Annotated in this window: 18 protein-coding genes; 8 read left to right on the top strand and 10 right to left on the bottom strand. The window is 61.7% G+C overall.

The features are described 5' to 3' along the window. The first annotated feature begins 103 nt into the window (after window positions 1-103). The 6 genes from PBDP_RS00280 to PBDP_RS00255 all read left to right on the top strand — a co-directional run bounded on the left by PBDP_RS00280 (window position 104) and on the right by PBDP_RS00255 (window position 6,314). Window positions 104-1,495 carry a M16 family metallopeptidase gene (locus PBDP_RS00280; RefSeq protein WP_212801667.1) on the top strand — a complete coding sequence of 464 codons (1,392 nt, stop codon included), beginning with the start codon at window positions 104-106 and terminating at the stop codon, window positions 1,493-1,495. Between the two features lie 223 nt (window positions 1,496-1,718). Next, the gene (locus tag PBDP_RS00275) at window positions 1,719-2,744 is read left to right on the top strand and encodes a DUF5924 family protein (RefSeq protein ID WP_109752875.1); all 1,026 of its coding nucleotides are present in this window, start codon (window positions 1,719-1,721) and stop codon (window positions 2,742-2,744) included. Window positions 2,745-2,796: 52 nt separating this feature from the next. Continuing rightward, entirely contained in the window at window positions 2,797-3,945 is a 1,149-nt protein-coding gene (locus PBDP_RS00270; RefSeq protein WP_212801666.1) for an ABC transporter permease, read from the top strand. Then, on the top strand, window positions 3,942-4,745 hold the full coding sequence (locus tag PBDP_RS00265) for an ABC transporter ATP-binding protein (RefSeq protein ID WP_116833830.1): 804 nt from the start codon (window positions 3,942-3,944) through the stop codon (window positions 4,743-4,745). Before PBDP_RS00270 ends, PBDP_RS00265 begins: the two co-directional genes overlap by 4 nt. 1 nt (window position 4,746) lies before the next feature. Further along, window positions 4,747-5,685, top strand: a complete 939-nt coding sequence (locus PBDP_RS00260) for an MlaD family protein (RefSeq protein WP_109752872.1) — start codon at window positions 4,747-4,749, stop codon at window positions 5,683-5,685. Then, the gene (locus PBDP_RS00255) at window positions 5,682-6,314 is read left to right on the top strand and encodes an ABC-type transport auxiliary lipoprotein family protein (RefSeq protein WP_212801665.1); all 633 of its coding nucleotides are present in this window, start codon (window positions 5,682-5,684) and stop codon (window positions 6,312-6,314) included. The genes PBDP_RS00260 and PBDP_RS00255 overlap by 4 nt, the downstream gene beginning before the upstream one ends. 5 nt (window positions 6,315-6,319) lie before the next feature. On the opposite strand, the gene PBDP_RS00250 is transcribed toward PBDP_RS00255, so the two are convergent. The 5 genes from PBDP_RS00250 to PBDP_RS00230 form a co-directional block, all read right to left on the bottom strand. Next, the gene (locus tag PBDP_RS00250; RefSeq protein WP_116833828.1) at window positions 6,320-7,549 is read right to left on the bottom strand and encodes a spore maturation protein; all 1,230 of its coding nucleotides are present in this window, start codon (window positions 7,547-7,549) and stop codon (window positions 6,320-6,322) included. A 192-nt stretch (window positions 7,550-7,741) separates the two neighbouring features. Next, complete coding sequence (gltP, locus tag PBDP_RS00245; protein WP_116833827.1) at window positions 7,742-9,073, bottom strand: glutamate/aspartate:proton symporter GltP; 1,332 nt, start codon at window positions 9,071-9,073, stop codon at window positions 7,742-7,744. Window positions 9,074-9,777: 704 nt separating this feature from the next. Further along, window positions 9,778-10,242 carry an inhibitor of vertebrate lysozyme family protein gene (locus PBDP_RS00240; RefSeq protein ID WP_116833826.1) on the bottom strand — a complete coding sequence of 155 codons (465 nt, stop codon included), beginning with the start codon at window positions 10,240-10,242 and terminating at the stop codon, window positions 9,778-9,780. A 2-nt stretch (window positions 10,243-10,244) separates the two neighbouring features. Continuing rightward, the gene (locus PBDP_RS00235) at window positions 10,245-10,409 is read right to left on the bottom strand and encodes a DUF1328 domain-containing protein (RefSeq protein ID WP_003177151.1); all 165 of its coding nucleotides are present in this window, start codon (window positions 10,407-10,409) and stop codon (window positions 10,245-10,247) included. Window positions 10,410-10,489: 80 nt separating this feature from the next. Then, complete coding sequence (locus PBDP_RS00230; RefSeq protein ID WP_109752867.1) at window positions 10,490-10,777, bottom strand: hypothetical protein; 288 nt, start codon at window positions 10,775-10,777, stop codon at window positions 10,490-10,492. 438 nt (window positions 10,778-11,215) lie between these two features. On the opposite strand from PBDP_RS00230, the gene algB reads away from it, so the two are divergent. Both algB and PBDP_RS00220 read left to right on the top strand, forming a co-directional pair. Then, the gene (gene algB, locus PBDP_RS00225) at window positions 11,216-12,562 is read left to right on the top strand and encodes a sigma-54-dependent response regulator transcription factor AlgB (protein ID WP_003196247.1); all 1,347 of its coding nucleotides are present in this window, start codon (window positions 11,216-11,218) and stop codon (window positions 12,560-12,562) included. 10 nt (window positions 12,563-12,572) lie between these two features. Next, complete coding sequence (locus tag PBDP_RS00220; RefSeq protein WP_163855989.1) at window positions 12,573-14,363, top strand: ATP-binding protein; 1,791 nt, start codon at window positions 12,573-12,575, stop codon at window positions 14,361-14,363. A gap of 6 nt (window positions 14,364-14,369) precedes the next feature. Here the strand turns inward: PBDP_RS00220 and PBDP_RS00215 are convergent, their stop codons facing one another. The 5 genes from PBDP_RS00215 to PBDP_RS00195 form a co-directional block, all read right to left on the bottom strand. Beyond that, complete coding sequence (locus tag PBDP_RS00215) at window positions 14,370-15,983, bottom strand: EAL domain-containing protein (RefSeq protein ID WP_212802467.1); 1,614 nt, start codon at window positions 15,981-15,983, stop codon at window positions 14,370-14,372. A gap of 75 nt (window positions 15,984-16,058) precedes the next feature. After that, window positions 16,059-16,838, bottom strand: coding sequence for an N-acetylmuramoyl-L-alanine amidase (locus PBDP_RS00210; RefSeq protein ID WP_109752865.1), 780 nt, complete (start codon window positions 16,836-16,838; stop codon window positions 16,059-16,061). A gap of 104 nt (window positions 16,839-16,942) precedes the next feature. Next, window positions 16,943-18,982 carry a GGDEF domain-containing protein gene (locus PBDP_RS00205; protein ID WP_212801664.1) on the bottom strand — a complete coding sequence of 680 codons (2,040 nt, stop codon included), beginning with the start codon at window positions 18,980-18,982 and terminating at the stop codon, window positions 16,943-16,945. Then, on the bottom strand, window positions 18,979-19,857 hold the full coding sequence (locus tag PBDP_RS00200) for an endonuclease/exonuclease/phosphatase family protein (protein WP_109752863.1): 879 nt from the start codon (window positions 19,855-19,857) through the stop codon (window positions 18,979-18,981). The genes PBDP_RS00205 and PBDP_RS00200 overlap by 4 nt, the downstream gene beginning before the upstream one ends. Before the next feature lie 15 nt (window positions 19,858-19,872). Next, a complete protein-coding gene (locus PBDP_RS00195; RefSeq protein WP_109752862.1) occupies window positions 19,873-20,517 on the bottom strand; it encodes a thiol:disulfide interchange protein DsbA/DsbL in 645 nt (214 codons plus the stop codon). Window positions 20,518-20,590 lie beyond the last annotated feature (73 nt).

The raw sequence follows: 20,590 nt of genomic DNA, 5'->3' as shown, positions 1-20,590 counted from the left end.
CCCCATAGATTCGATAGGAGGAGCGAGCCGACCCCGGGCGACGATCCGCCGATAATGGCCTGCCCGGCACCATGGATCTCCACTCAGCCGCCAGGAAGCCCTTATGCGTTGTCTGTTGCTCGCCTTTCTTTTGCTCGGCTCATTGCCCGTGGTTGCCCTGGACCGGTTCCAGGTCGAAGGTTATACATTGCCCAACGGCATGCAGCTGATGCTCAAGCCCGGCACCGAGCGCGGGCATGTGGCGATCCGCCTGGTGGTCGGCGTGGGCCTGGACGACTTCAGTTGCGCCGACAAGGAACTGCCCCATCTGCTCGAGCACCTGCTGTTCAGCGGCGTCGACGAGAGTGGCGAAGGCGGCCTGGAGGAGCGCATGCAGGCCTTGGGTGGCGAGTGGAACGCCTTCACCAGCAACGCCGACACCACGTTTGTCATCGAAGCGCCGGCGCGCAACCAACGCAAAGTCCTGGACCTGCTACTGGCGTTGTTGACCCGCACCCGCCTCGATGAAAAAGCCCTGGAGGCGGCCAAACGGGTGGTGGAACGCGAAGACGGCGGCCACTACACCCACCTGCAACGCTGGCTCGATCACCAGGACCTGGGCCACAAGGCCAGCAACCAGTTGGCGGTTGAGTTGGGCCTGCGCTGCGCGGAACGGGCCGAGGTCGAACACCTCACCCTTGCCCGGCTCAAGCAGGTGCGCAAGGACTGGTATGCGCCGAACAACATGACGCTGATCGTGGTCGGCGATCTCGACCGACTGCTGCCGGCCTACCTGGAACGCGCCTTTGGCGAATTCGAGCCAGTGGAGCCCAGCGTGCACGAGGCACTGCCGCAGATCCGCTACAAAGCGGTCACCAAACGCAACCTGATCCGTGGCCTGGTGGGCAACAGCGCCAAGCTGCATTGGCTGTTCCCGGAGCCGGTGCTGGACGAGCAGCATGACGAAACCTTCGACCTGCTCAAGGATTACCTGGACTGGGCGCTCTATCGCCAACTGCGCCTGGCCCGCGGCCTGTCCTACGGGCCGTGGACCGAGCGCGAGGTGTTCGGCGGCGTCGGCTTCTTCAGCCTGAATGCGGACCTGGCCCGCGAGGATCTACCCCAAGCGGAACAGGCGCTCGAGGAACTGCGTAATACGCTGCTCAAGGATGGCCTCGATCCCGACAGTTTCATGCGCATCAAACGCGCGGCCATCGCGCATCAGACCTGGGCGGTTCAAGGTAACAGCGCCCTGGCCGATTATTATTGGGGCGCCCTGGGTGATTATGAAGACGGCCGCTTCGCCAACCCGGCCGTGCGCTTGCAGGGGGTGAGCCTGGAACAGGCCAACGTGGCCCTGCGTGAACTGCTCAAGGACCCGGGTTACCTGCGTATCGAGAAGCCGTTGCTCAGTGATGATGAGCTCGTGTGGGGGTTGGGCGGTGTGCTGGGATTGCTGTTGCTCGGGTTGGTGGTGTGGCAGGTGCGACGCAGGGCCCGACCGAACGAAGAATGATTCGTGGCGGCCCACATTTGTGGCGAGGGCATCTGTCTGCTGTGTGGGAGCAAGGCTTGCCCGCGATGGACGCGACGCGGTCTTTCCGAAACCGAGGCACCTGTTTCGCGAGCAAGCTTTGCTCCCACAGCAAATCCCACTTGCCACAAGAGCACTCGTCACATCGATGTCCTGACGATACTCTGTCAGGGATATTTCCTACGACTTACTGTGAAACCACCGAATGCAAAACCTGACGCTCTACGTCCAGCGCATCCTTGAATTGATGAAGCGTTATCCAGGGGTCATTGCGCTCGGTGGTTTCATCTCCGGGGTCGGCAGTTTCATGTTGGTGGACCGCCAGCAGGGCCTGGCGACCTGGATCGCCATCATGATGCTGGTGAGCTGGCTCTGGCTGATGGTCGAGAACAGCATGACCCGGCTGTTCACGCGGATTTTCAAGCGGGAAATACCCCAGCCGCTGTTGCGCTACGCCACGCAGATGATTCACCAGGAGAGCCTGTTTTTCGTCTTGCCGTTTTTCTTCATCACGACCACCTGGAACAGCAGCCAGCTGATTTTCACCGGCCTGCTGACGGTCGCGGCGCTGATCTCGATCACCGACCCGCTCTACTACAAATGGCTGGCACCGCGGCGCTGGGCGTTCCTGGCGTTGCACACGCTGACGCTGTTCGCCGCCCTGCTCACCGCGTTGCCGGTCATCCTGCACCTGACCACCGACCAGAGCTTCAAGCTGGCGCTGGGCATTGCCATGCTGCTGTCGTTTCCCAGCCTGGCCTCGATCTTCCCGATCCGCACCGTGCGCAACGCCCTGGCAATCCTGTGCATCACGCTGGGCATTGGCGCCGCCGGCTGGGTACTGCGCTCCTGGGTGCCGCCGGCCACGCTGTGGATGACCGAAGTGGCGATCAGCACCCAACTGGAGGACCGCACGCCGGGCGCCAGTCTCAAGGAAGTCAGCGCCGCCCAGATTCGCGGCAATGGCTTGTATGCCTACACGGCCATCAACGCGCCGCGTGGGCTCGATGAGCGGATTTATCATGTCTGGCAGTTCAACGGTAAAGAAGTCGACCGCATCGCCCTGGACATCCATGGCGGACGCAAGGAAGGCTATCGCGCCTGGACCCACAAACAGAACTTCCCGGATGACCCGACCGGCAAATGGCAGGTGCGGGTGTTGACGGAAAATGGCCAGATGATCGGTGTGCTGCGTTTCAATGTGAGCGCCGCCACACCCGAAGCAAAATGACCGCGGCCGTGCTATTAGGTAGCGCTGTTCAAGTCGAACGAGCATGGAGCTTATGACCCCAGGATCCCACACCGGCACTGCCCGACTGGATACGTCCGGCTCTGCGGCGAAGCTATGGGTCAGCGGCGACTGGACGCTGGCCCACTACCCGCAGCTCAAGCGCTTGAGCGACTCACTGCGCGGCCAATACGACGAAAACACCCTGATCGACCTCAACGGCCTCGGCGCCCTCGACACCGCCGGGGCTTCGTTGCTGGTGGAGTTGCTGGGTTCCGAACGGCTGGGCAAGACCGCCGAGCACCCCGATTGCAGCTTGCCGGCCGCCGAGCGGGCGCTGCTGCAGACGGTCTATTGCTCGCTGACGGACTTCTGTGTGCCGCTGAAAGAGCCCCAGGTCAGCGTGATGACACAGTTGCTGACGCGCATCGGCCGTGCCGTGGACAAAGTCTGGCAAGACACTCTGCAACTGCTGGGCTTTGTCGGCCTGATCCTGGAAACCCTGGCCCGCAACCTGTTTCGCCCCAGGCGCTGGCGCATGACAGCGATGGTCGTTCACATCGAACAGACCGGCCTGGACGCAGCCCCCATCGTCGCCCTGCTGACGTTCCTGGTGGGCGCGGTGGTGGCGTTCCTCGGGGCGACCGTGCTGGCCGACTTCGGCGCCAGCATCTTTACCGTGGACCTGGTGGCGTTCTCATTCCTGCGCGAATTCGGTGTGTTGCTCACGGCGATCCTCATGGCGGGCCGCACCGCCAGCGCGTTTACCGCACAGATCGGCTCGATGAAGGCCAACGAAGAAATCGACGCGATCCGCACCCTTGGCCTCGATCCGGTCGAATTGCTGGTGGTACCACGGGTGCTGGCGCTGTTGGTGGCGCTGCCGATGCTGACCTTCCTGGCCATGCTCTCGGGCATTGTCGGCGGTGGAGTCGTGTGTGCCCTGTCGCTGGGTATTTCCCCGGCCATGTTCCTGTCGCTGCTGCAATCGGACATCGGCGTGCAGCATTTCCTGGTGGGGATGGTCAAGGCGCCGATCTTTGCCTTCCTGATCGCTGCCGTGGGCTGCCTGGAGGGCTTCAAGGTCAGCGGCAGCGCCGAGTCGGTCGGAGCCCACACCACGTCCAGCGTGGTGCAGTCGATTTTCGTGGTGATCGTGCTGGATGCCGTGGCCGCGCTGTTTTTCATGGAGATGAACTGGTGAGCCAACCTTTGCGGCCGCCCACCGAGGCGGTGATTCAAGTGCGGGGCCTGTGCAATCGCTTTGGTCGCCAGAGTGTGCATGAAAACCTCGACCTGGATGTGTACAGGGGCGAGATTCTCGCCGTGGTCGGCGGTTCCGGCAGCGGCAAATCGGTGTTGTTGCGCAGCATCGTCGGCTTGAACCAGCCCAGCGAGGGTTCCGTGCGGGTGTTCGGCGAGGACTTGCCGAGCCTGTCCCCGGAACGACGTTCGCGGGTGGAGCGGCGCTTTGGCGTGCTGTTCCAGAAAGGCGCGCTGTTTTCGTCCCTGACCGTGACAGAGAACGTCGCCCTGCCGCTGATCGAACACGCCGGCCTCAGCCGCGCCGACGCCGAGCACCTGGCGGCGGTGAAACTCGCCTTGGCCGGGCTGCCACTTTCTGCCGCAGACAAGTACCCCGCTTCGCTGTCCGGCGGCATGATCAAGCGCGCCGCCCTGGCCCGGGCGCTGGCCCTGGACCCGGACATCCTGTTTCTCGACGAACCCACCGCCGGGCTCGACCCCATCGGTGCGGCGGCGTTCGACCAGTTGATCCTGACGCTGCGCGATGCCCTGGGCTTGAGTGTGTTCCTGGTCACCCATGACCTGGACACGCTCTACACCATCACCGACCGGGTGGCGGTGCTGGCGCAGAAAAAAGTACTGGTGGCCGATGTCATCGACAAGGTGTCGGAAACCGACGACGCCTGGATTCACGAATACTTCCATGGCCCTCGCGGCCGCGCGGCGCTATCGGCCGCTATACAATCGAACGAGGTCTGACATGGAAACCCGAGCCCATCATGTGCTGATCGGCCTGTTCACCGTCATTGTGGTGGCCGGCGCCCTGCTGTTTGGCCTATGGCTGGCCAAGTCCAGCGTGGACAGCGAGTTCAAGGATTACGAAGTAGTGTTCAACGAGGCGGTCAGCGGCTTGTCCCGGGGCAGTTCGGTGGAATACAGCGGCATCAAGGTCGGCGACGTCGTCAATCTGCGCCTGGACCCGAACGACCCGCGCCGGGTGCTGGCGCGGATACGCTTGAGCGGTGAAACACCGATCAAGCAGGACACCCAGGCCAAGCTGGCCCTGACCGGCATCACCGGTACCTCGATCATCCAGCTCAGCGGCGGCACGCCCCAGAGCCCGGCGCTGACGGGGCACGACGGTGAACCGCCGGTGATCATCGCCGCGCCCTCGCCTATTGCCCGCCTGCTCAACAACAGCGATGACTTGATGACCAGCATCAACCTGTTGCTGCACAACGCCAACGAGGTGTTTTCCTCGGACAACGTCCAACGCCTGGGCAACACCCTCGAACACTTGGAGCAAACCACTGGGGTCATCGCCGAGCAGCGCGGCGACATTCGCCAGGCCATGCAGCAACTGGCGTCCATCGGCAAACAGGCCAGCGCCACGCTGGAACAGACCACGGCGTTGATGCGCAACGCCAATGGCTTGCTCGACGATCAAGGCAAGGCAGCCGTGGGCAGTGCCGGGCAGGCCATGCAATCGCTGGCCCGCAGCACGGCAACCCTCGACAAATTGCTGAACGACAACCGCGACTCGCTGAACAACGGCATGCAGGGTCTCAATGCCCTGGCGCCGGCCGTGCGCGAGCTGCGCGAAACCCTCAGTGCCCTGCGCGGCATATCCCGGCGCCTGGACGCCAACCCCAGCGGCTATTTGCTGGGTAACGACAAGGACAAGGAGTTCACGCCATGAAGCCGACCCATCGACTCGTCCGCCCTGCCCTGTTGCTGGCCGGCTTTATCCTGCTGGGCGGTTGTTCGATCCTGCCCAAGAGTGAACCTGCGGACATCTATCGCCTGCCCGCCACTCAGGCGTCCAGTGCCCCTGGCGTTACGGTCAACTGGTCGTTGCGCCTGGCCAGCCCGCAAGCCAGCGAAGTGCTCAACAGCCCGAAAATCGCGGTCATTCCCCAAGGCAATCTGTTCAGCAGTTATGCGGCCTCGCGCTGGAGCGACCCGGCCCCGGTGTTGTTGCGCAACCGCCTGCTCGATGGCTTTGCCCAGGACGGGCGCGTCAGGCTGTTGAGCGTCGCCGACAGTAACCTGCAAGCAGACCTGGAGCTGGGCGGGCAGTTGCAAGCGTTCCAAACCGAATACCAGGGCACGGCGGCCAGCGTGGTGATTCGCCTGGACGCCCTGCTGGTGCGCGGGTTCGACCAACGCATCCTGGCCAGCCGCCGTTTTGAAGTGCGCCAGCCGCTGGGCGATACAAAAGTGCCAGCGGTGGTGGACGGTTTTGGCCGGGCTGGTGATCGGCTGACCGCCGAAGTGGTGAACTGGACGTTGGAGCAGGGCCAGCGCTTCGCAACGCCGGCGCCCTGAAGGCCTCAGCCAAAGAACCAGTAGCAGACCCCGATCGCCGACAGCACGCCCGCCAGTTCGGCCAGCAACGCGCAGCCCACGGCATGGCGCGCTCGCTGGATGCCCACGGCGCCGAAATACACCGCCAGCACGTAGAATGTGGTCTCGGTGCTGCCCTGGATGGTCGCTGCCACCAGGGCCGGGAAGCTGTCCACGCCGGAGGTCTTCATGGTCTCGATCAACATCGCCCGAGCGGCGCTGCCAGAGAACGGCTTGACCATGGCCGTCGGCAAGGCATCGACGAAACGCGTATCCCAGCCGGCCCACTGCACCAGGTGGCGAATGCCGTCCAGGCCGAAATCCAGCGCGCCCGAAGCCCGCAGCACACCCACGGCGCAGAGCATTGCCACCAGGTACGGCAGCAGGTTCTTGGCGACGTCGAAGCCTTCCTTGGCGCCCTCGATGAAGGCTTCATACACCTTGACCTTGCGCAGCGCGCCCACCACCAGGAACAGGATGATCAGGCCAAACAGCGTCAAGTTGCCGAGGATCGATGACAACCCGGCCAGGGCCGTGGCCGAGAGCGTCGCCAGCAGAGCCATGAAACCGCCCAGCGCCAGCGCACCTGGAATCAGGTAGGCCAGCACCACCGGATCCCACAGGCGCAGGCGCTGCATGAACGCCACGGACAGCAGCCCCATCAGGGTCGAGCCCGTGGTGGCGATCAGGATCGGCAGGAACACCAGCGTCGGGTCCGGCGCGCCCTGCTGGGCGCGGTACATGAAGATCGTCACCGGCAACAGCGTCAGTGACGAAGCGTTGAGCACCAGAAACAGGATCTGCGCATTGCTGGCGATGGTCGGGCTGGGGTTGAGGTCCTGCAGGGCGCGCATGGCCTTGAGGCCGATGGGCGTGGCGGCGTTGTCCAGTCCCAGGCCGTTGGCGGCGAAGTTGAGGGTGATCAGGCCAATGGCCGGGTGGCCGGCGGGCACTTCCGGCATCAAGCGCAGGAACAGCGGGCCGAGGGCCTTGGCCAGCCAATCGACGATGCCGGCCTTTTCGGCGATACGCAGAAAGCCCAGCCACAGGGTCAAGGTGCCGAACAGCAGGACCATCACCTCCACCGACAGCTTGGCCATGGCGAAAATGCTTTCCACCATGGCCGCGAAGATCCCGGCATTGCCGCCGATCAGCCACTGCGCCAGCGCCGACACGGCTGCCACGATAAAGAAGCCAAGCCACAGGCCATTGAGCATCGGTTAAATCCCCCGGAAGATGCCGCGAATGATAGCGGGGCTGGCAGAAACGACAAACCCCGGATTGCTCCGGGGTTTGCTTGGCTTGATATCGAAGGTGCCGCCGCCATCGCGAGCAGGCTCGCTCCCACAAGGGTTCTCAGTGATCGTGGCTGTGGGAGCGAGCCTGCTCGCGATAGCGGCCTCAAGGCATCAATTACTGGACGTTTCCCCCGCCGGCAGCGGCTCTTTGCTGCGCCAGTGCGGCAGAGAGTTCCAGTAGCGCTGGCCCTTGGCATCGTCGTACATGCCTTCCCAACGGGCGATGACCAGCACGGCCAGGGCGTTGCCGATGACGTTCAGGGCAGTACGGGCCATGTCCATGATGCGGTCGACACCGGCGATGAAGGCCAGGCCTTCCAGGGGAATACCCACGCTGCCCAAGGTAGCCAGCAACACCACGAACGACACACCCGGCACACCGGCAATGCCTTTGGAGGTGACCATCAAGGTCAGCACCAGCAGCAATTGCTGGCTGATGGACAGGTCGATGCCATACAGCTGGGCAATGAAAATCGCCGCGATGCTCTGGTACAGGGTCGAGCCGTCGAGGTTGAACGAATAGCCGGTAGGCACCACAAAGCTGCAGATGGCTTTCGGCGCGCCGTAGGCTTCCATCTTCTCGATCACCCGCGGCAGCACGGTTTCGGAGCTGGCGGTGGAGTAGGCCAGTACCAGCTCATCCTTGAAGATGCGCATCAGCTTGAGCACCGAGAAACCGAACAGGCGGGCGATCAGGCCCAGCACCACAAAGGCGAAGAAGGCGATGGCGACGTAAACCAGGATCACCAGTTTCGCCAGCGGCAGCAGGGATGCGAAACCGAAGTTGGCGACCGTCACCGCGATCAGGGCGAATACGCCAATAGGGGCGTATTGCATGATCATGTGGGTGACCTTGAACATGCTTTCCGACACGCCCTGGAACATTTTCACCAGCGGCTCGCGCAGGTCCGATTGCAGGCTGGACAGACCCAGGCCGAACAGTACGGAGAAGAAAATGATCGGCAGCATCTCGCCACGGGCAACGGCGGCGAAGATGTTCGACGGGATCAGATTGAGGATGGTCTGGACAAACGCATGCTCATGCTGGACTTCAGCGGCGGTGGCCTGGTACTTGGAAATATCCACGGTACCCAGGGTGCTCATGTCGATGCCGCTGCCGGGCTGGAAGAAGTTGGCCAGCAACAGGCCGACGACGATGGCGATGGTGGTGACGATTTCGAAGTAAAGGATGGTCTTCAGGCCAATGCGCCCGAGCTTCTTGGCATCACCGACCCCGGCAATACCGACGATCAGCGAGGAAATCACGATCGGGATCACGATCATCTTGATCAGACGGATAAAGATATCGCCCGCCGGTTGCAGAACGTTGCTGATCCACCAGGCCTTTTCGGCACTGAAATGGTTGAGCAGCGCGCCCAATGCAATCCCCAGCACCAGACCGATGAGGATCTGCCAGGCGAGGCTTAGTCGTGCCTTCTTCATATCGTTACCCTTACTTCAGTTGGTCTCGGACAGGGGTACGAACGGAATCGTCGATGACAAAACACATTCGCGCCCCTGCCCCCGTATAAGGTCACCCCGAGCGCATTAGCGGCTTACTGGCAGGCGAAAAAAGGCGCAACTATTGCGACGCAAGGGGGGCTCGTCTAATGCCGTAAACGCCTACCCTATGCCGAATCGGCATGAGATTTTTCAAACGAAACCCGCATCCCAACCGGTTCGAATAGGCCATTTATGCAGGCATAAGTGCCGTGAGCCGGCCATTTCAGCGTAGCTGCGCCTTCTCTCGCCAGCGGGGGCAACCAATAAAACGACTGCGAATCGAGACGTGTCCCGTGGGAGAAAACGCGCCGGCATTCTCCGATATACGGTCAGGGAAAGGGCAATAAATCGGCGGGAGGAGACAAAATGCCGCATCGCGCAGCAACCGGTGGCATCCAATCCATCAACCGCTCTGGCACAGGTATTCTGCGTTATAAAGCGCTACGCAAGTTCGCCCAGCCGTAATGGCTTTGCGAACCTGCGTTGCAGCTTTTACCTGACCCGGCCCTTTCGCAGGCACTCCTTGTGCCCGTAGGTCACTCCGACTCTCATCAGTCAGAACGTCCCGGCCCCCTGGTCATGCACTGGCCCTCCTCGGGCCGTGCAGAAGGGAAAAGCAGGGCTGCTTTTCCCATTTTTCAGAATCAGTACCAGTTCGGATCTTTCTTGAGTTGTTCCATTAACAGTTTCTGCATACCTTCGTCGGGCTTGCCGAGGAAACGGTAGTCGGCATGCCGCGTCGGCGACTTGTCGGCCGGCAGCCCCGCAGGGACTTGTACCCACAAGGCGTAGGCTTCGTCCTTGTCGAAGCTGAAGGCGACGATCAGGCGCTGGCTGCGACACGTCGCCTGGGTTTCACACAGGGGTCCCACCAGATACTTGTCGCCATCTTCCTCGACAGCATTCATCTGTTGCGAATCGCCTGACAGGTTCATCACCCATTCGGGCAGGCGTTCTTCTTTTTTCACGACGTGCTGCCAGGTCTCACGGTATTGCGGGTCTGACGCCAGCAACTCGTTGGCCCGCATCTGCCCGTCATTGGCAGCCATTGCCATGGCACTGCCGCCCAACAACAGGGCGGCGGCCAGTCCTTTGAATGGAACGCTCATGATCAGCCTCGGCCGCGACGGCCAAAGAAGAAGGAAGCGATGAACATCACCAGAAACACGACAAAGAGAATCTTGGCGATGCCCGTGGCGGTGCCTGCGATACCACCGAAGCCCAGTACTGCGGCGATGATGGCAATGATCAGGAAGGTAATTGCCCAGCTCAACATGGTGATTCTCCTTACGCTTTTCTATTTAGTGAGGGTCTGGCGATGATGGTTCCGGCGCGATGGACGACCGGTCCATCGGGTTAAAACACCCAGCGCTCTTCACGTGGCATATCGACCACTGGCTGAGCCTGATCGACATCCATCATGCGCATTGAAGCGGAGGCTTCCGCGACACTGCTGACGGCGCTGAAATGGGTTTGTGGGGCACGATGAATCGACGTCTGTGGCGCCTCTGGCTGTTGCCGCTCTTGCCAGAGCATCCATTGCTGGCCTATCACGAGGGTGACCAGCAATGCCAGGGCAGCCCATAAGCCTTGCTGAATGTGCAGAGAAGAAAATCGAAATTGGGCGGCACTTTGACGATTCATCCTGGAATTCCTCCCCACCCGGGTGCGGTGATCTGGTTGAGGCGCTCTAAACGCCACGTTGATCAGGACATTGCAGTCGGCGTGCCAGGATTTTTTATATAAAAAACTCTTTAAAATCAGATAGTTACAAAATAGTTATCGGAGGCGGGGAGCGCATCCTGCACGATGGCCCGCGTGGCAGTCGTGCGTATTGCACGAATGAGGGAGAAAAGACGCTAGATTGTTTTTGAATTGCTCGTCAGACGTAGCTGTCGGAATGAGCAATGCGAACCGTCCGAACCACACGAATCATAAAAAAAGGAACTCAAATCAGTCTTTTAGGAGTCAGACGTCCACAGGGGCATACTGCGTGGGTAATATCCCCTCAGAATCGACCATGCAACTTGCCCGATTTTTCTGACACTAATCATCATCATTCATTAAAGGAGCGTAGGAAAAATGGAATCCGCCACTGAGCATCAAGGCCGCATTCTGCTGGTAGACGATGAGTCCGCCATCCTGCGTACGTTCCGATACTGCCTGGAAGACGAAGGCTACAGCGTTGCCACCGCCAACAGCGCCGCGCAAGCCGACGCTCTGCTGCAACGCCAGGTGTTCGACCTGTGTTTCCTCGACCTGCGCCTGGGCGAAGACAACGGCCTGGATGTGTTGGCGCAGATGCGTATCCAGGCCCCCTGGATGCGCGTGGTCATCGTCACCGCCCACTCGGCGGTCGATACGGCAGTGGATGCGATTCAGGCCGGGGCCGCCGACTACCTGGTCAAGCCTTGCAGCCCCGATCAATTGCGCCTGGCGACCGCCAAGCAACTGGAAGTACGCCAGTTGTCGGCCAGGCTCGAAGCCCTTGAAGGGGAGGTGCGCAAGCCCAAGGACGGCCTCGACTCCCATAGCCCGGCGATGAAAGTCGTCCTGGAAACCGCACGCCAGGTTGCCAGCACCGATGCCAATATCCTGATCCTCGGCGAATCGGGCACCGGTAAAGGCGAATTGGCCAGGGCGATCCATGGCTGGAGCAAGCGCGCGAAAAAGTCCTGCGTCACCATCAACTGCCCGTCACTGACCGCCGAACTGATGGAAAGCGAACTGTTCGGCCATAGCCGCGGGGCCTTCACCGGTGCCAGCGAAAGTACGCTGGGGCGCGTCAACCAGGCCGACGGCGGTACGCTGTTTCTCGACGAGATCGGCGATTTTCCACTGACATTGCAACCCAAGTTACTGCGTTTCATCCAGGACAAGGAATATGAGCGGGTAGGGGATCCGGTCACCCGTCGTGCCGACGTGCGGATTCTCGCGGCGACCAACCTCAACCTCGAGGACATGGTGCGCGACGGGCGTTTTCGCGAAGACCTGCTGTATCGCTTGAACGTCATTACCTTGCATCTACCGCCGCTGCGCGAGCGCGCCGAAGACATCCTGACCCTGGCCGACCGCTTCCTGGCCCGCTTCGTCAAGGAATACGCACGCCCGGCCCGGGGCTTCAGCGACGAAGCACGCGAAGCGCTGCTAGGCTATCGTTGGCCAGGCAACATCCGGGAACTACGTAACGTGGTCGAACGCGCCAGCATCATCTGCCCCCAGGAAAAAGTCGAAATCAGTCACTTGGGCATGGCCGAGCAGCCAGTCAACAATGCGCCGCGCATCGGCGCCGCCCTGAGCCTGGACGAACTGGAAAAAGCCCACATCGGCGCGGTGCTGGCCACGGCCGACACCCTCGACCAGGCGGCCAAGACCCTGGGGATCGATGCCTCCACGCTGTATCGCAAACGCAAGCAGTACAACTTGTGAGCAGCACCTCATGAAACTGGCGATGAAGCTGCGCACACGACTGTTTCTCAGTATCTCGGCCCTGATCACGGTGGCCTTGCTGGGACTGGTGCTTGGCCTGGTCAGCGTGATGCAGATGGCCAACACCCAGGAACAATCGGTACGCGACAACTTCATCCTGCTGGACCTGGGCCTCAAGCTGCGCCAGACCCTGGGCGATCAGTTGATTATCATGCTCGACGACAAGCCCGACCTCGCGGCGCTGGAGGCATCCAAACAGCAATACCTGGCGTTGATCGACGAGGGGATCGCCCACGAACGGGAACTGGATGAGTCGACGAACAGCTTCAGCAAGGCCAAGGCCGACTACATTGAGTTTCTCGAGGCCTTCACCGCATCTCGCCAGCAGCCGAGCCAGCTCTCGGGCATCAAGGACCTCACCGAAAAATTCAACGTACTGCGCAATGGGCTGATCGAGGGCTATCGCCAGGCCCTGACCAACATCAGTGAAACCCAGGACCGTGCCCGTGAACGGGCGCTGTGGATTTCCGGACTGCTGGGGCTGGTGGGGTTTGCGGTGCTGATCATCGGGTTTATCACCGCCCATGGCATTGCCCGGCGTTTCGGCGCGCCGATCGAGGCGCTGGCGGCAGCGGCGGACGACATCGGCCAGGGCAATTTCGAGGTCACGCTGCCCATATCCTCCGCCGCCGAGTTGAACCTTTTGACCCGTCGTTTCGGGGTCATGGCCCAGGCCTTGCGCGAGCACCAGGCCACCAATGTCGACGAGCTGCTCGCCGGCCAGCAACGCTTGCAAGCCGTGCTCGACAGCATCGATGACGGCTTGCTGATGATCGACCGCCAAGGCCGGCTGGAACACCTCAATCCGGTGGCCCAACGGCAATTGGGTTGGGATGAGGCGCGCCTGGGCCAAGGACTTGGCGAGGCGCTGGGACGCCTTGAACTGGATGAAGAACTGCACCTGGTCCTGCGCGGCGGAAGCCTGGAGCGCGTGCCGGAGGACCTGAGCATCGAAGTCGATGGCGAGTCGCGGGTGCTGACTTACAGCCTCACGCCGGTCAGCCACACCCAGGGCCACATCCTCGGCGCGGTCATGGTGCTGCATGACGTGACCGAACAACGCGCCTTCGAACGGGTGCGCAGCGAGTTCGTCCTGCGTGCCTCCCATGAACTGCGCACGCCAGTGACGGGCATGCACATGGCGTTCGGCCTGTTGCAGGAGCGCCTGCATTTTCCAGAGGAGTCACGCGAGGCGGACCTGCTCAACACCGTCACGGAAGAAATGCAGCGGCTGATGCAGTTGATCAATGACCTGCTGAACTTCTCTCGCTACCAGAACGGCCTGCAAAAGCTGACCCTGGCGCCTTGCTCCATCGACGATCTGCTGGAAGCCGCCCGGCTGCGCTTTACCGAACAGGCCCAAGCCAAGGGCATCGAGCTGCTCGTGGCGATCCAGGGCCCGCTCCCGCGACTGCATGCCGACGCCGCGCAACTGGATCGAGTGCTCGATAACCTGATCGACAATGCCATGCGCCACACCGCCGAAAACGGCCAGATTCGCTTGCAGGCCCGACGCCATGGCGAGCGGGTGATCATCAGCGTCGAAGACAACGGTGAAGGCATTGCCTACGGCCAGCAAGGACGGATCTTCGAGCCTTTCGTCCAGGTCGGACGCAAGAAGGGCGGCGCAGGCCTCGGCCTGGCGCTGTGCAAGGAGATCGTCCAGCTCCACGGCGGACGCATGGGCGTTTATTCAAGGCCGGGGCAGGGCACGCAGTTCTACATGGCGCTGGCGGTCTGAGCAGACTCAGGCTTCGTCATCGAAACGGCGCCCAAGCAGGCGGCGGCCACGGGTAATCAGTTCGATGAGCTGCACCGCACTGAGAGCATGGGCGAACAGCCAGCCCTGACCGAACCTCACCCCTTCGCTGCTCAAATAAGAGGCCTGGGCTTCATGCTCGATGCCTTCGGCGATCACCTTGAGTTCCAGCGCATGGGCCATGCGAATGATGTGCGGAGCCACGCCGCTGCTGGCGGCATCGTGGCCCAAGGCATCGATGAAGGCCTTGTCGATTTTCAGGCAGTCCACCGGTAGGGTTTGCAGGTAGGCCAGGCTGCAATAACCGGTGCCGAAATCGTCGATCAACACCTGATGTCCGACATCGCGCAGCGATTGCAGGTTATCCCGGGCGACCAATACATCGATCAGCCCGCGCTCGGTCACTTCGAAGGCGATCTGATGGGCCGACACGCGATGCAGCGCCAGCAGGCGGGCGATCACTTCGCCGATACGCGGCACCATCACATCGCAGGCCGCCAGATTCACCGAGATGTACAACTGCGGATTGGCCCGCAGCAACTGCCCCAATTGATCGAACAGCCGCTGCAAGACGAAATCGGTGATCTGACGGATCTGTCCGGTGTTCTCGGCCATCGGGATAAACAAGTCCGGGCTGGTCAGGGTGCCGTCGGGTCGGCGCCAGCGCAGCAAGGCTTCGGCACCGACGCAATTGCGGCTGTTGAGGTCGAAAATCGGTTGGTAAAGCACCTGCAACTCACCGCGGCGAATGGCCCCGTGCAGTTCGGCATCCATGGATTGGCGCTGGCGCGCCAGCAGAAACACCTGAAAACCAATCCCCAGGCCCAACATCAGGCTGATGGGCAACATCCACCAGGCGTTGGCCGGAATCGTGAAACCGTTGCGCTGGGCAATCAATACCAGTTGATATTCCGGGCTGTCGGTGGGCATCCGATAGATCAGCCGGGTTTGCGTCGCTTGCAAGGCATTGTGGCTTTTGGGTGGCCAAGGCTCCGTGGGCGGCCAGTGTTGAGGGGGGCCCAACACGGGAATGGCTCGCTCGCCATGATCCAGGACCACCAGCAGGCTGCTGCCCGGAGGCAGGTCGACCACGTCGGCCAGATGCCCGCGGGAAGTGGCGACCCGAAAATTGCCGCGCCCCAGCATCAATGCCGCGCGGTCTTCGTTGGGTTCGGTGGTGGTATTGAGCCAGTAACTGTAGGTCGGCCCCCGGAGATCGGGTGGGCGGGTCACCGACAATCCGCTCTGGCGCGGACGATTGGAACAGACGCCGCTGCCATCGATATACACCGCCTCATAAACGAAACGGTAATTGAAACTGACCTCTCGCAAGGTCGCGATCATGTCATCGTCACACCCACGCAACGGCTGGTTTTGCAGGTCGTCGAGGCTTTCGCGCAGTTGCCCGAAAAGCTGTTCCAGCCGTTGCAGAAAGCGCTCGCCCTGGGCATTCATCTGGTCGCTTTCGCGTTGCTGGATCTGTTGCATGACCACGAACAGACTTCCCGCCAGCAGCAGGACGGTACTCAGGGCAGCCGCTATCATCGCCAAAAAAAGCGGGCGATGGAGCCAGCTCTGCAGGGTTTCACGGGCAGCCGTCATCATGGGTAATCCGAAAGTTACCAATGAGTTATAGCTTCTGATTTGGATTTGGCCCGATTCGTCAGACGGGCGTCATTATTTTGTCTGGTTGAGCACCTGCAGGATCGCCGCGCTTTGCGCGTCCGGCGTGCCATCGAAACGGGTGGGCCGATAATGCATCTGGAAGGCGGCCAGCACATGGTGGGTGGCCACGTCCCATTCGCCGGTCTGCGGCGTCGGGTAACCCAGGCGGGCCAGCTCGGCCTGGAACCAACTGGCAGGCGGCAGCTGTGGCGCGAAGATGGCCTGCTGGCGAGCCACTGCCTGCTCGTCCGGCCAAACCCCCAAGCCGGCTTGCGCCAGGCGCTTCCAGGGAAACAGCGGGCCGGGATCAAGCTTGCGCAGGGGCGCGATGTCGCTGTGGCCGATGATGCTGCGCGGGTTGATTCCGTTGCGCTGGATGATGTCCTTGAGCAATACGATCAAGGCCTGGACCTGGGCTTCGCTGTAGGGATACCAGAGGCGTCCGGTAGGCGTGTCGACGAAACCCGGATTGACGATTTCGATGCCGATGGAACTGGAGTTGAGCCAGGTCCGGCCTTCCCATTCACTTTCCCCGGCGTGCCAGGCGCGTCGACTTTCATCCACCAGTTTGTAGACGGTCGCGCCTTTATCATCGCCGATCAGGTAATGGGCACTGACTTCGCCATGGGTCAGCAGGGCCAGTGAACGCTCCAGGGAAGCCGAGGTGTAATGCACCACCACGAATTGGATGCGGTTGTCATGGTTGACGGAAGGGTGACTGGTGTCGAGCCGCGGGCCGCTGGTGCAGCCGGCCAGGATAAATAAAGAAACAATGAGGGAAAGAAATTTCATGGTGGAGGGCATTACGCGCTGGAAGTAATGCAACAGTGTAACGTATCGCCCCGCGATGATCCGATGCGCGCGACGATATTAAACAAATTGGAACAATTAGCCCCTCAGCCCAGCTCTACACGGTTGCGCCCGGCATTTTTTGCCCGATAGAGCGCCTGATCGGCTCTTTTAAACACCGAATCACTGTGTTCGCCCGGTTTGAAGGCCGTCAGGCCAATGGATACCGTCACTGTCACCGGCTCGCCCTTGAAATGAAACGGGCAGGCTTCGATGGCCAGGCGCAGCGCCTCGGCCAGCTTCGCGCCGGCGGCCAGGGGCGTGTCGGGCACCAGCAGGACAAACTCCTCGCCCCCGAAACGCGCAATGAAATCGCCGCCACGCAGGCGTTTACGCAGTACCGAGGCGATGAGTTTCAACACCCGATCCCCGGCCAGATGGCCGTAGTTGTCATTGATGCGCTTGAAATGATCGAGATCGAGCATGGCCAGCAGCAAGCTGTTGCCGTGCTGCTGCCACTGGCCGACTTCATGCTCCAGGCGCTCGGACCAGGCCGCGCGATTGGGCAGCCCGGTGAGCGGATCGACCAGTGCTTTTTGCCGCTGCTCCTCGAGATTCTCCCGCACGACCTGGGCATCCTGCTCCATCAGCGCGACGCGATCGGCCAGGCTTTTCAGGCGCGCCGAGACTTCTTGCTCGCGTTGATCACGTTGCTGGCGGTGTTGATCCATCGTGCCGAGCAAGCCTTCGAGGTGATTCTCGAGCACCTGCTTGAGGCCTTCCAGGTCATCGGCTTGTTGCACGCTGCTTTGCAGGCCGTCTACCTGTTCGCGAATCTGCGTGTCCATTTCCCTGGAGGCCGACAGGTTGTCGGCGTGGTCTTCACTGGCCGCCTGCAGACTGCTCTGGAATGACTCGAGCCGGTCATTGAGCCGTTGCAGGTACGCTTCGAACTCATGCTGGCCGGTGTCGGTGATAGCCAACATCAATACTGCAAGATCGTCGAGGATCGGTAGCAGCTCGTACCAATTCAAGCCATTTCGCAACCGCTCACGCATGGCTTCGGCTTGTGGCCGATGCCGCTCGGGCAAGGTCAGGTCGCCCAACAGGCCCAACAACGTGTCTTCGATGTGCTTGGCGACCGAACTGTAGGACGGTTCCGGCGAGTCGGGCAGGGCGTACTGGGCGTCAGCCACATCGACGGCTTCCAGCGGCTCGGCAGGCTCCGCTGGAGGCTGCGAGGGGGCGGGCAGGGCCTGTGCAGGCTCCTCGGGCATAAGTTCGTCGGGATTCTCCAGCGCAGGTGCCGCTATCGGAAGTTCTTCGACGACTGGCGTCGGCAATGGCGCGGGTTCGGTTGCTTCATCCGGCTCACTGATGGGCTGAACCACTTCGGCTTCAGGTACGGGAGCGGGCTCGATCTTCGGTGCAGTCGGGACAACCGGTTCGGGCGCTGCCTCCAACGTGGGAGCTTGCTCCGCGACCGATGGCTGCGGTGCTGGTGCTAGCGCGACGGATTCTGCGTCGGTTGCCGGCTCCGGGACTACGCGCACGAACGTTTCTGCCTCAGGCGCTACGCCGGCCTGGGCATGCTCGTGGGGCTGGGGCGCCGCTTCTTCATGGCCTTGGCCACCAAACAGCCGTTGCAGCAGGCCAGGTCGACTCGGTTCGACAGGAGCGTCCAGGGCGCTCAGCGCCTTGCCTTGCAAACCGCTCAATTCGCTGAGCAGCAGCGGAATCTCCCGGGCCTGGCCGACCCGCTCCTCCAACTGCTTGGAAAATTTCTTCAGTGGCCGGCTGACTTCCTTCGGCAGCGGCAGGCTCTGCAACTGGGCAACCAGGGCCGTCAACGCCGTGCTCATCTGCTCGATCCGGGTTTCGCGGCGCTGCTCGGAATCGAGTACGGCTTTCTCCAGGCGCGGCAGCAGGGCGGCGAGACCGGCGTCCATTTCATCGGTGCGCACCACCTCGCGCATCTCTTTCATGCATTGGTCGACAGCTCGGTCAGTGCCCTCGGCGGCCAGGGTACTGCGCACCAGGCCACGACGCAGCAAGTCGAGCCGAGCAGCCCAACGGCGCTCGAGCTTTTCCTGCTGTTCGATACTCTTGAGGTACTTCTCTCTCCAGCGTTCGGCGTCGTCGCTCATTCATCGGATCCGCGAGGGGCAGGACTCAGCGCGGGAAAGGCATCAGCCGTGAGCGAACCAGGCAAACGAATTTCTACCGCGACCGGCAGGTGATCGGAAATGGGTTGGGCCAGCACCTCGACGCGTTCGAGGGTCAGGGTCGGGCTCAACAGGATATGGTCCAGGCAACGCTGGGGGCGCCAACTGGGGAACGTCGCTTCCAGCTGTGGAGCGAGCAGACCAAGATCGCGCAGGGGCGAGGTCTGCAGCAAATCGGAGGCATGGGTGTTCATGTCACCCATCAGTATCTGGTGCTTGTATCCACCGATCAGTTCGCGAATGTACGCCAACTGCATCGTCCGGGTACGCGCTCCGAGCGCCAGATGCATCATGACCACCACCAACGCTTCCGGACCTTCGCCGAACCGCGCGAGGATCGCCCCGCGCCCCTTGGGCCCGGGCAGCGGATGATCCTCGATCGCCCAGGGGCGCAAACGACTCAACACGCCATTGCTGTGCTGGCCGAGCCGTCCGAGGTTGCGATTGAGTTGCTGGTACCAGTAGGGAAAGGCGCCCAGTTGGGCCAGGTGTTCCACCTGATTGACGTAACCTGATCTCAGGCTCCCGCCGTCAGCCTCTTGCAGCGCCACCAGATCGAAATCTTTCAGCAGGTCGCCGATTTTCTGCAGGTTACCGGCGCGTCCGGTGTGCGGCAGCAGATGCTGCCAGCCCCGGGTCAGGTAATGCCGGTAGCGCTCGGTGCTGATGCCCACCTGGATATTGAAGCTGAGCAGCCGCAAGCGGCTGTCGCCAGGCAGGCCCGTGGACGTGACATGGTGCTCGTTGACCCGCGGTTCATGCAGGCCAACGATGCGTTCGGTACTCCAGCGGGCCATGGGCGTGAGCCGCGCTTAGTTGGCGGCAGCCTTAGGGGCTGCTCGCTCTTTGGCGATCAGCTGGTCGGCCAGTTGCAGCGCTTGTTCGGCACCGCCGGCAGAGCCGATGTCAAAGCGATATTTGCCGTTGACGATCATGGTCGGTACGCCGGTGATTTCGTATTTCTTCGCCAGCTCCCGGGCCTTCTTGATCTGGCCCTGGATGGCAAAGGAGTCGAAGGTGGCGAGGAACTTGTCCTTGTCGACGCCTTGGGTCGCGAGGAAGTCAGCCATGTCTTCTTTCTTGACCAGCTTCTTGCCTTCTTTCTGGATGGCGTTGAATACCGCCGCGTGAACCTGATGCTCGACGCCCATGGCTTCGAGGGTCAGGAACATCTGGCCGTGGGCGTCCCATGGGCCGCCGAACATGGCGGGGATGCGTACGAAGTTCACATCCTTAGGCAGCTTCTCGACCCATGGGTTGATAACGGGCTCGAAAGCGTAGCAATGCGGGCAGCCGTACCAGAACAGCTCCACCACTTCGATCTTGCCAGGCACGGCCACCGGAACCGGATTGGTCAATTCGACGTAAGGGGCCTTCGATTCTTCCGCGTTGGCTTGGGCGGCCATGCCGAACAGGCTGGCGACGACGAGCGCGGCGCTGGTGATCAGATTACGCATGCTTTACTCCTGGACAATGAGGGGACCTCGCGAGGCCTGTTTTTAAGACTGACCGTGGCGGGTTCTAGTTCGC

Source organism: Pseudomonas sp. St290 (assembly GCF_018325805.1).
GTDB classification, from domain to species: Bacteria; Pseudomonadota; Gammaproteobacteria; order Pseudomonadales; family Pseudomonadaceae; genus Aquipseudomonas; species Aquipseudomonas bijieensis.
Note: the sequence above shows the minus strand (reverse complement) of the source record. Positions and strands in the feature narration are given on the sequence as shown.

What these genes read in the sequence shown, in the direction of transcription:
- PBDP_RS00200 (WP_109752863.1), bottom strand. Translation starts at nt 19,857, where the DNA reads ATGGCCCGCTGGAGTACCGAACGCATCGTTGGCCTGCATGAACCGCGG.
- PBDP_RS00195 (WP_109752862.1), bottom strand. Translation starts at nt 20,517, where the DNA reads ATGCGTAATCTGATCACCAGCGCCGCGCTCGTCGTCGCCAGCCTGTTC.
- PBDP_RS00210 (WP_109752865.1), bottom strand. Translation starts at nt 16,838, where the DNA reads ATGAAATTTCTTTCCCTCATTGTTTCTTTATTTATCCTGGCCGGCTGC.
- PBDP_RS00215 (WP_212802467.1), bottom strand. Translation starts at nt 15,983, where the DNA reads ATGACGGCTGCCCGTGAAACCCTGCAGAGCTGGCTCCATCGCCCGCTT.
- algB (WP_003196247.1), top strand. Translation starts at nt 11,216, where the DNA reads ATGGAATCCGCCACTGAGCATCAAGGCCGCATTCTGCTGGTAGACGAT.
- PBDP_RS00255 (WP_212801665.1), top strand. Translation starts at nt 5,682, where the DNA reads ATGAAGCCGACCCATCGACTCGTCCGCCCTGCCCTGTTGCTGGCCGGC.
- gltP (WP_116833827.1), bottom strand. Translation starts at nt 9,073, where the DNA reads ATGAAGAAGGCACGACTAAGCCTCGCCTGGCAGATCCTCATCGGTCTG.
- PBDP_RS00275 (WP_109752875.1), top strand. Translation starts at nt 1,719, where the DNA reads ATGCAAAACCTGACGCTCTACGTCCAGCGCATCCTTGAATTGATGAAG.
- PBDP_RS00270 (WP_212801666.1), top strand. Translation starts at nt 2,797, where the DNA reads ATGACCCCAGGATCCCACACCGGCACTGCCCGACTGGATACGTCCGGC.
- PBDP_RS00205 (WP_212801664.1), bottom strand. Translation starts at nt 18,982, where the DNA reads ATGAGCGACGACGCCGAACGCTGGAGAGAGAAGTACCTCAAGAGTATC.
- PBDP_RS00250 (WP_116833828.1), bottom strand. Translation starts at nt 7,549, where the DNA reads ATGCTCAATGGCCTGTGGCTTGGCTTCTTTATCGTGGCAGCCGTGTCG.
- PBDP_RS00230 (WP_109752867.1), bottom strand. Translation starts at nt 10,777, where the DNA reads ATGAATCGTCAAAGTGCCGCCCAATTTCGATTTTCTTCTCTGCACATT.
- PBDP_RS00260 (WP_109752872.1), top strand. Translation starts at nt 4,747, where the DNA reads ATGGAAACCCGAGCCCATCATGTGCTGATCGGCCTGTTCACCGTCATT.
- PBDP_RS00280 (WP_212801667.1), top strand. Translation starts at nt 104, where the DNA reads ATGCGTTGTCTGTTGCTCGCCTTTCTTTTGCTCGGCTCATTGCCCGTG.
- PBDP_RS00220 (WP_163855989.1), top strand. Translation starts at nt 12,573, where the DNA reads ATGAAACTGGCGATGAAGCTGCGCACACGACTGTTTCTCAGTATCTCG.
- PBDP_RS00240 (WP_116833826.1), bottom strand. Translation starts at nt 10,242, where the DNA reads ATGAGCGTTCCATTCAAAGGACTGGCCGCCGCCCTGTTGTTGGGCGGC.
- PBDP_RS00235 (WP_003177151.1), bottom strand. Translation starts at nt 10,409, where the DNA reads ATGTTGAGCTGGGCAATTACCTTCCTGATCATTGCCATCATCGCCGCA.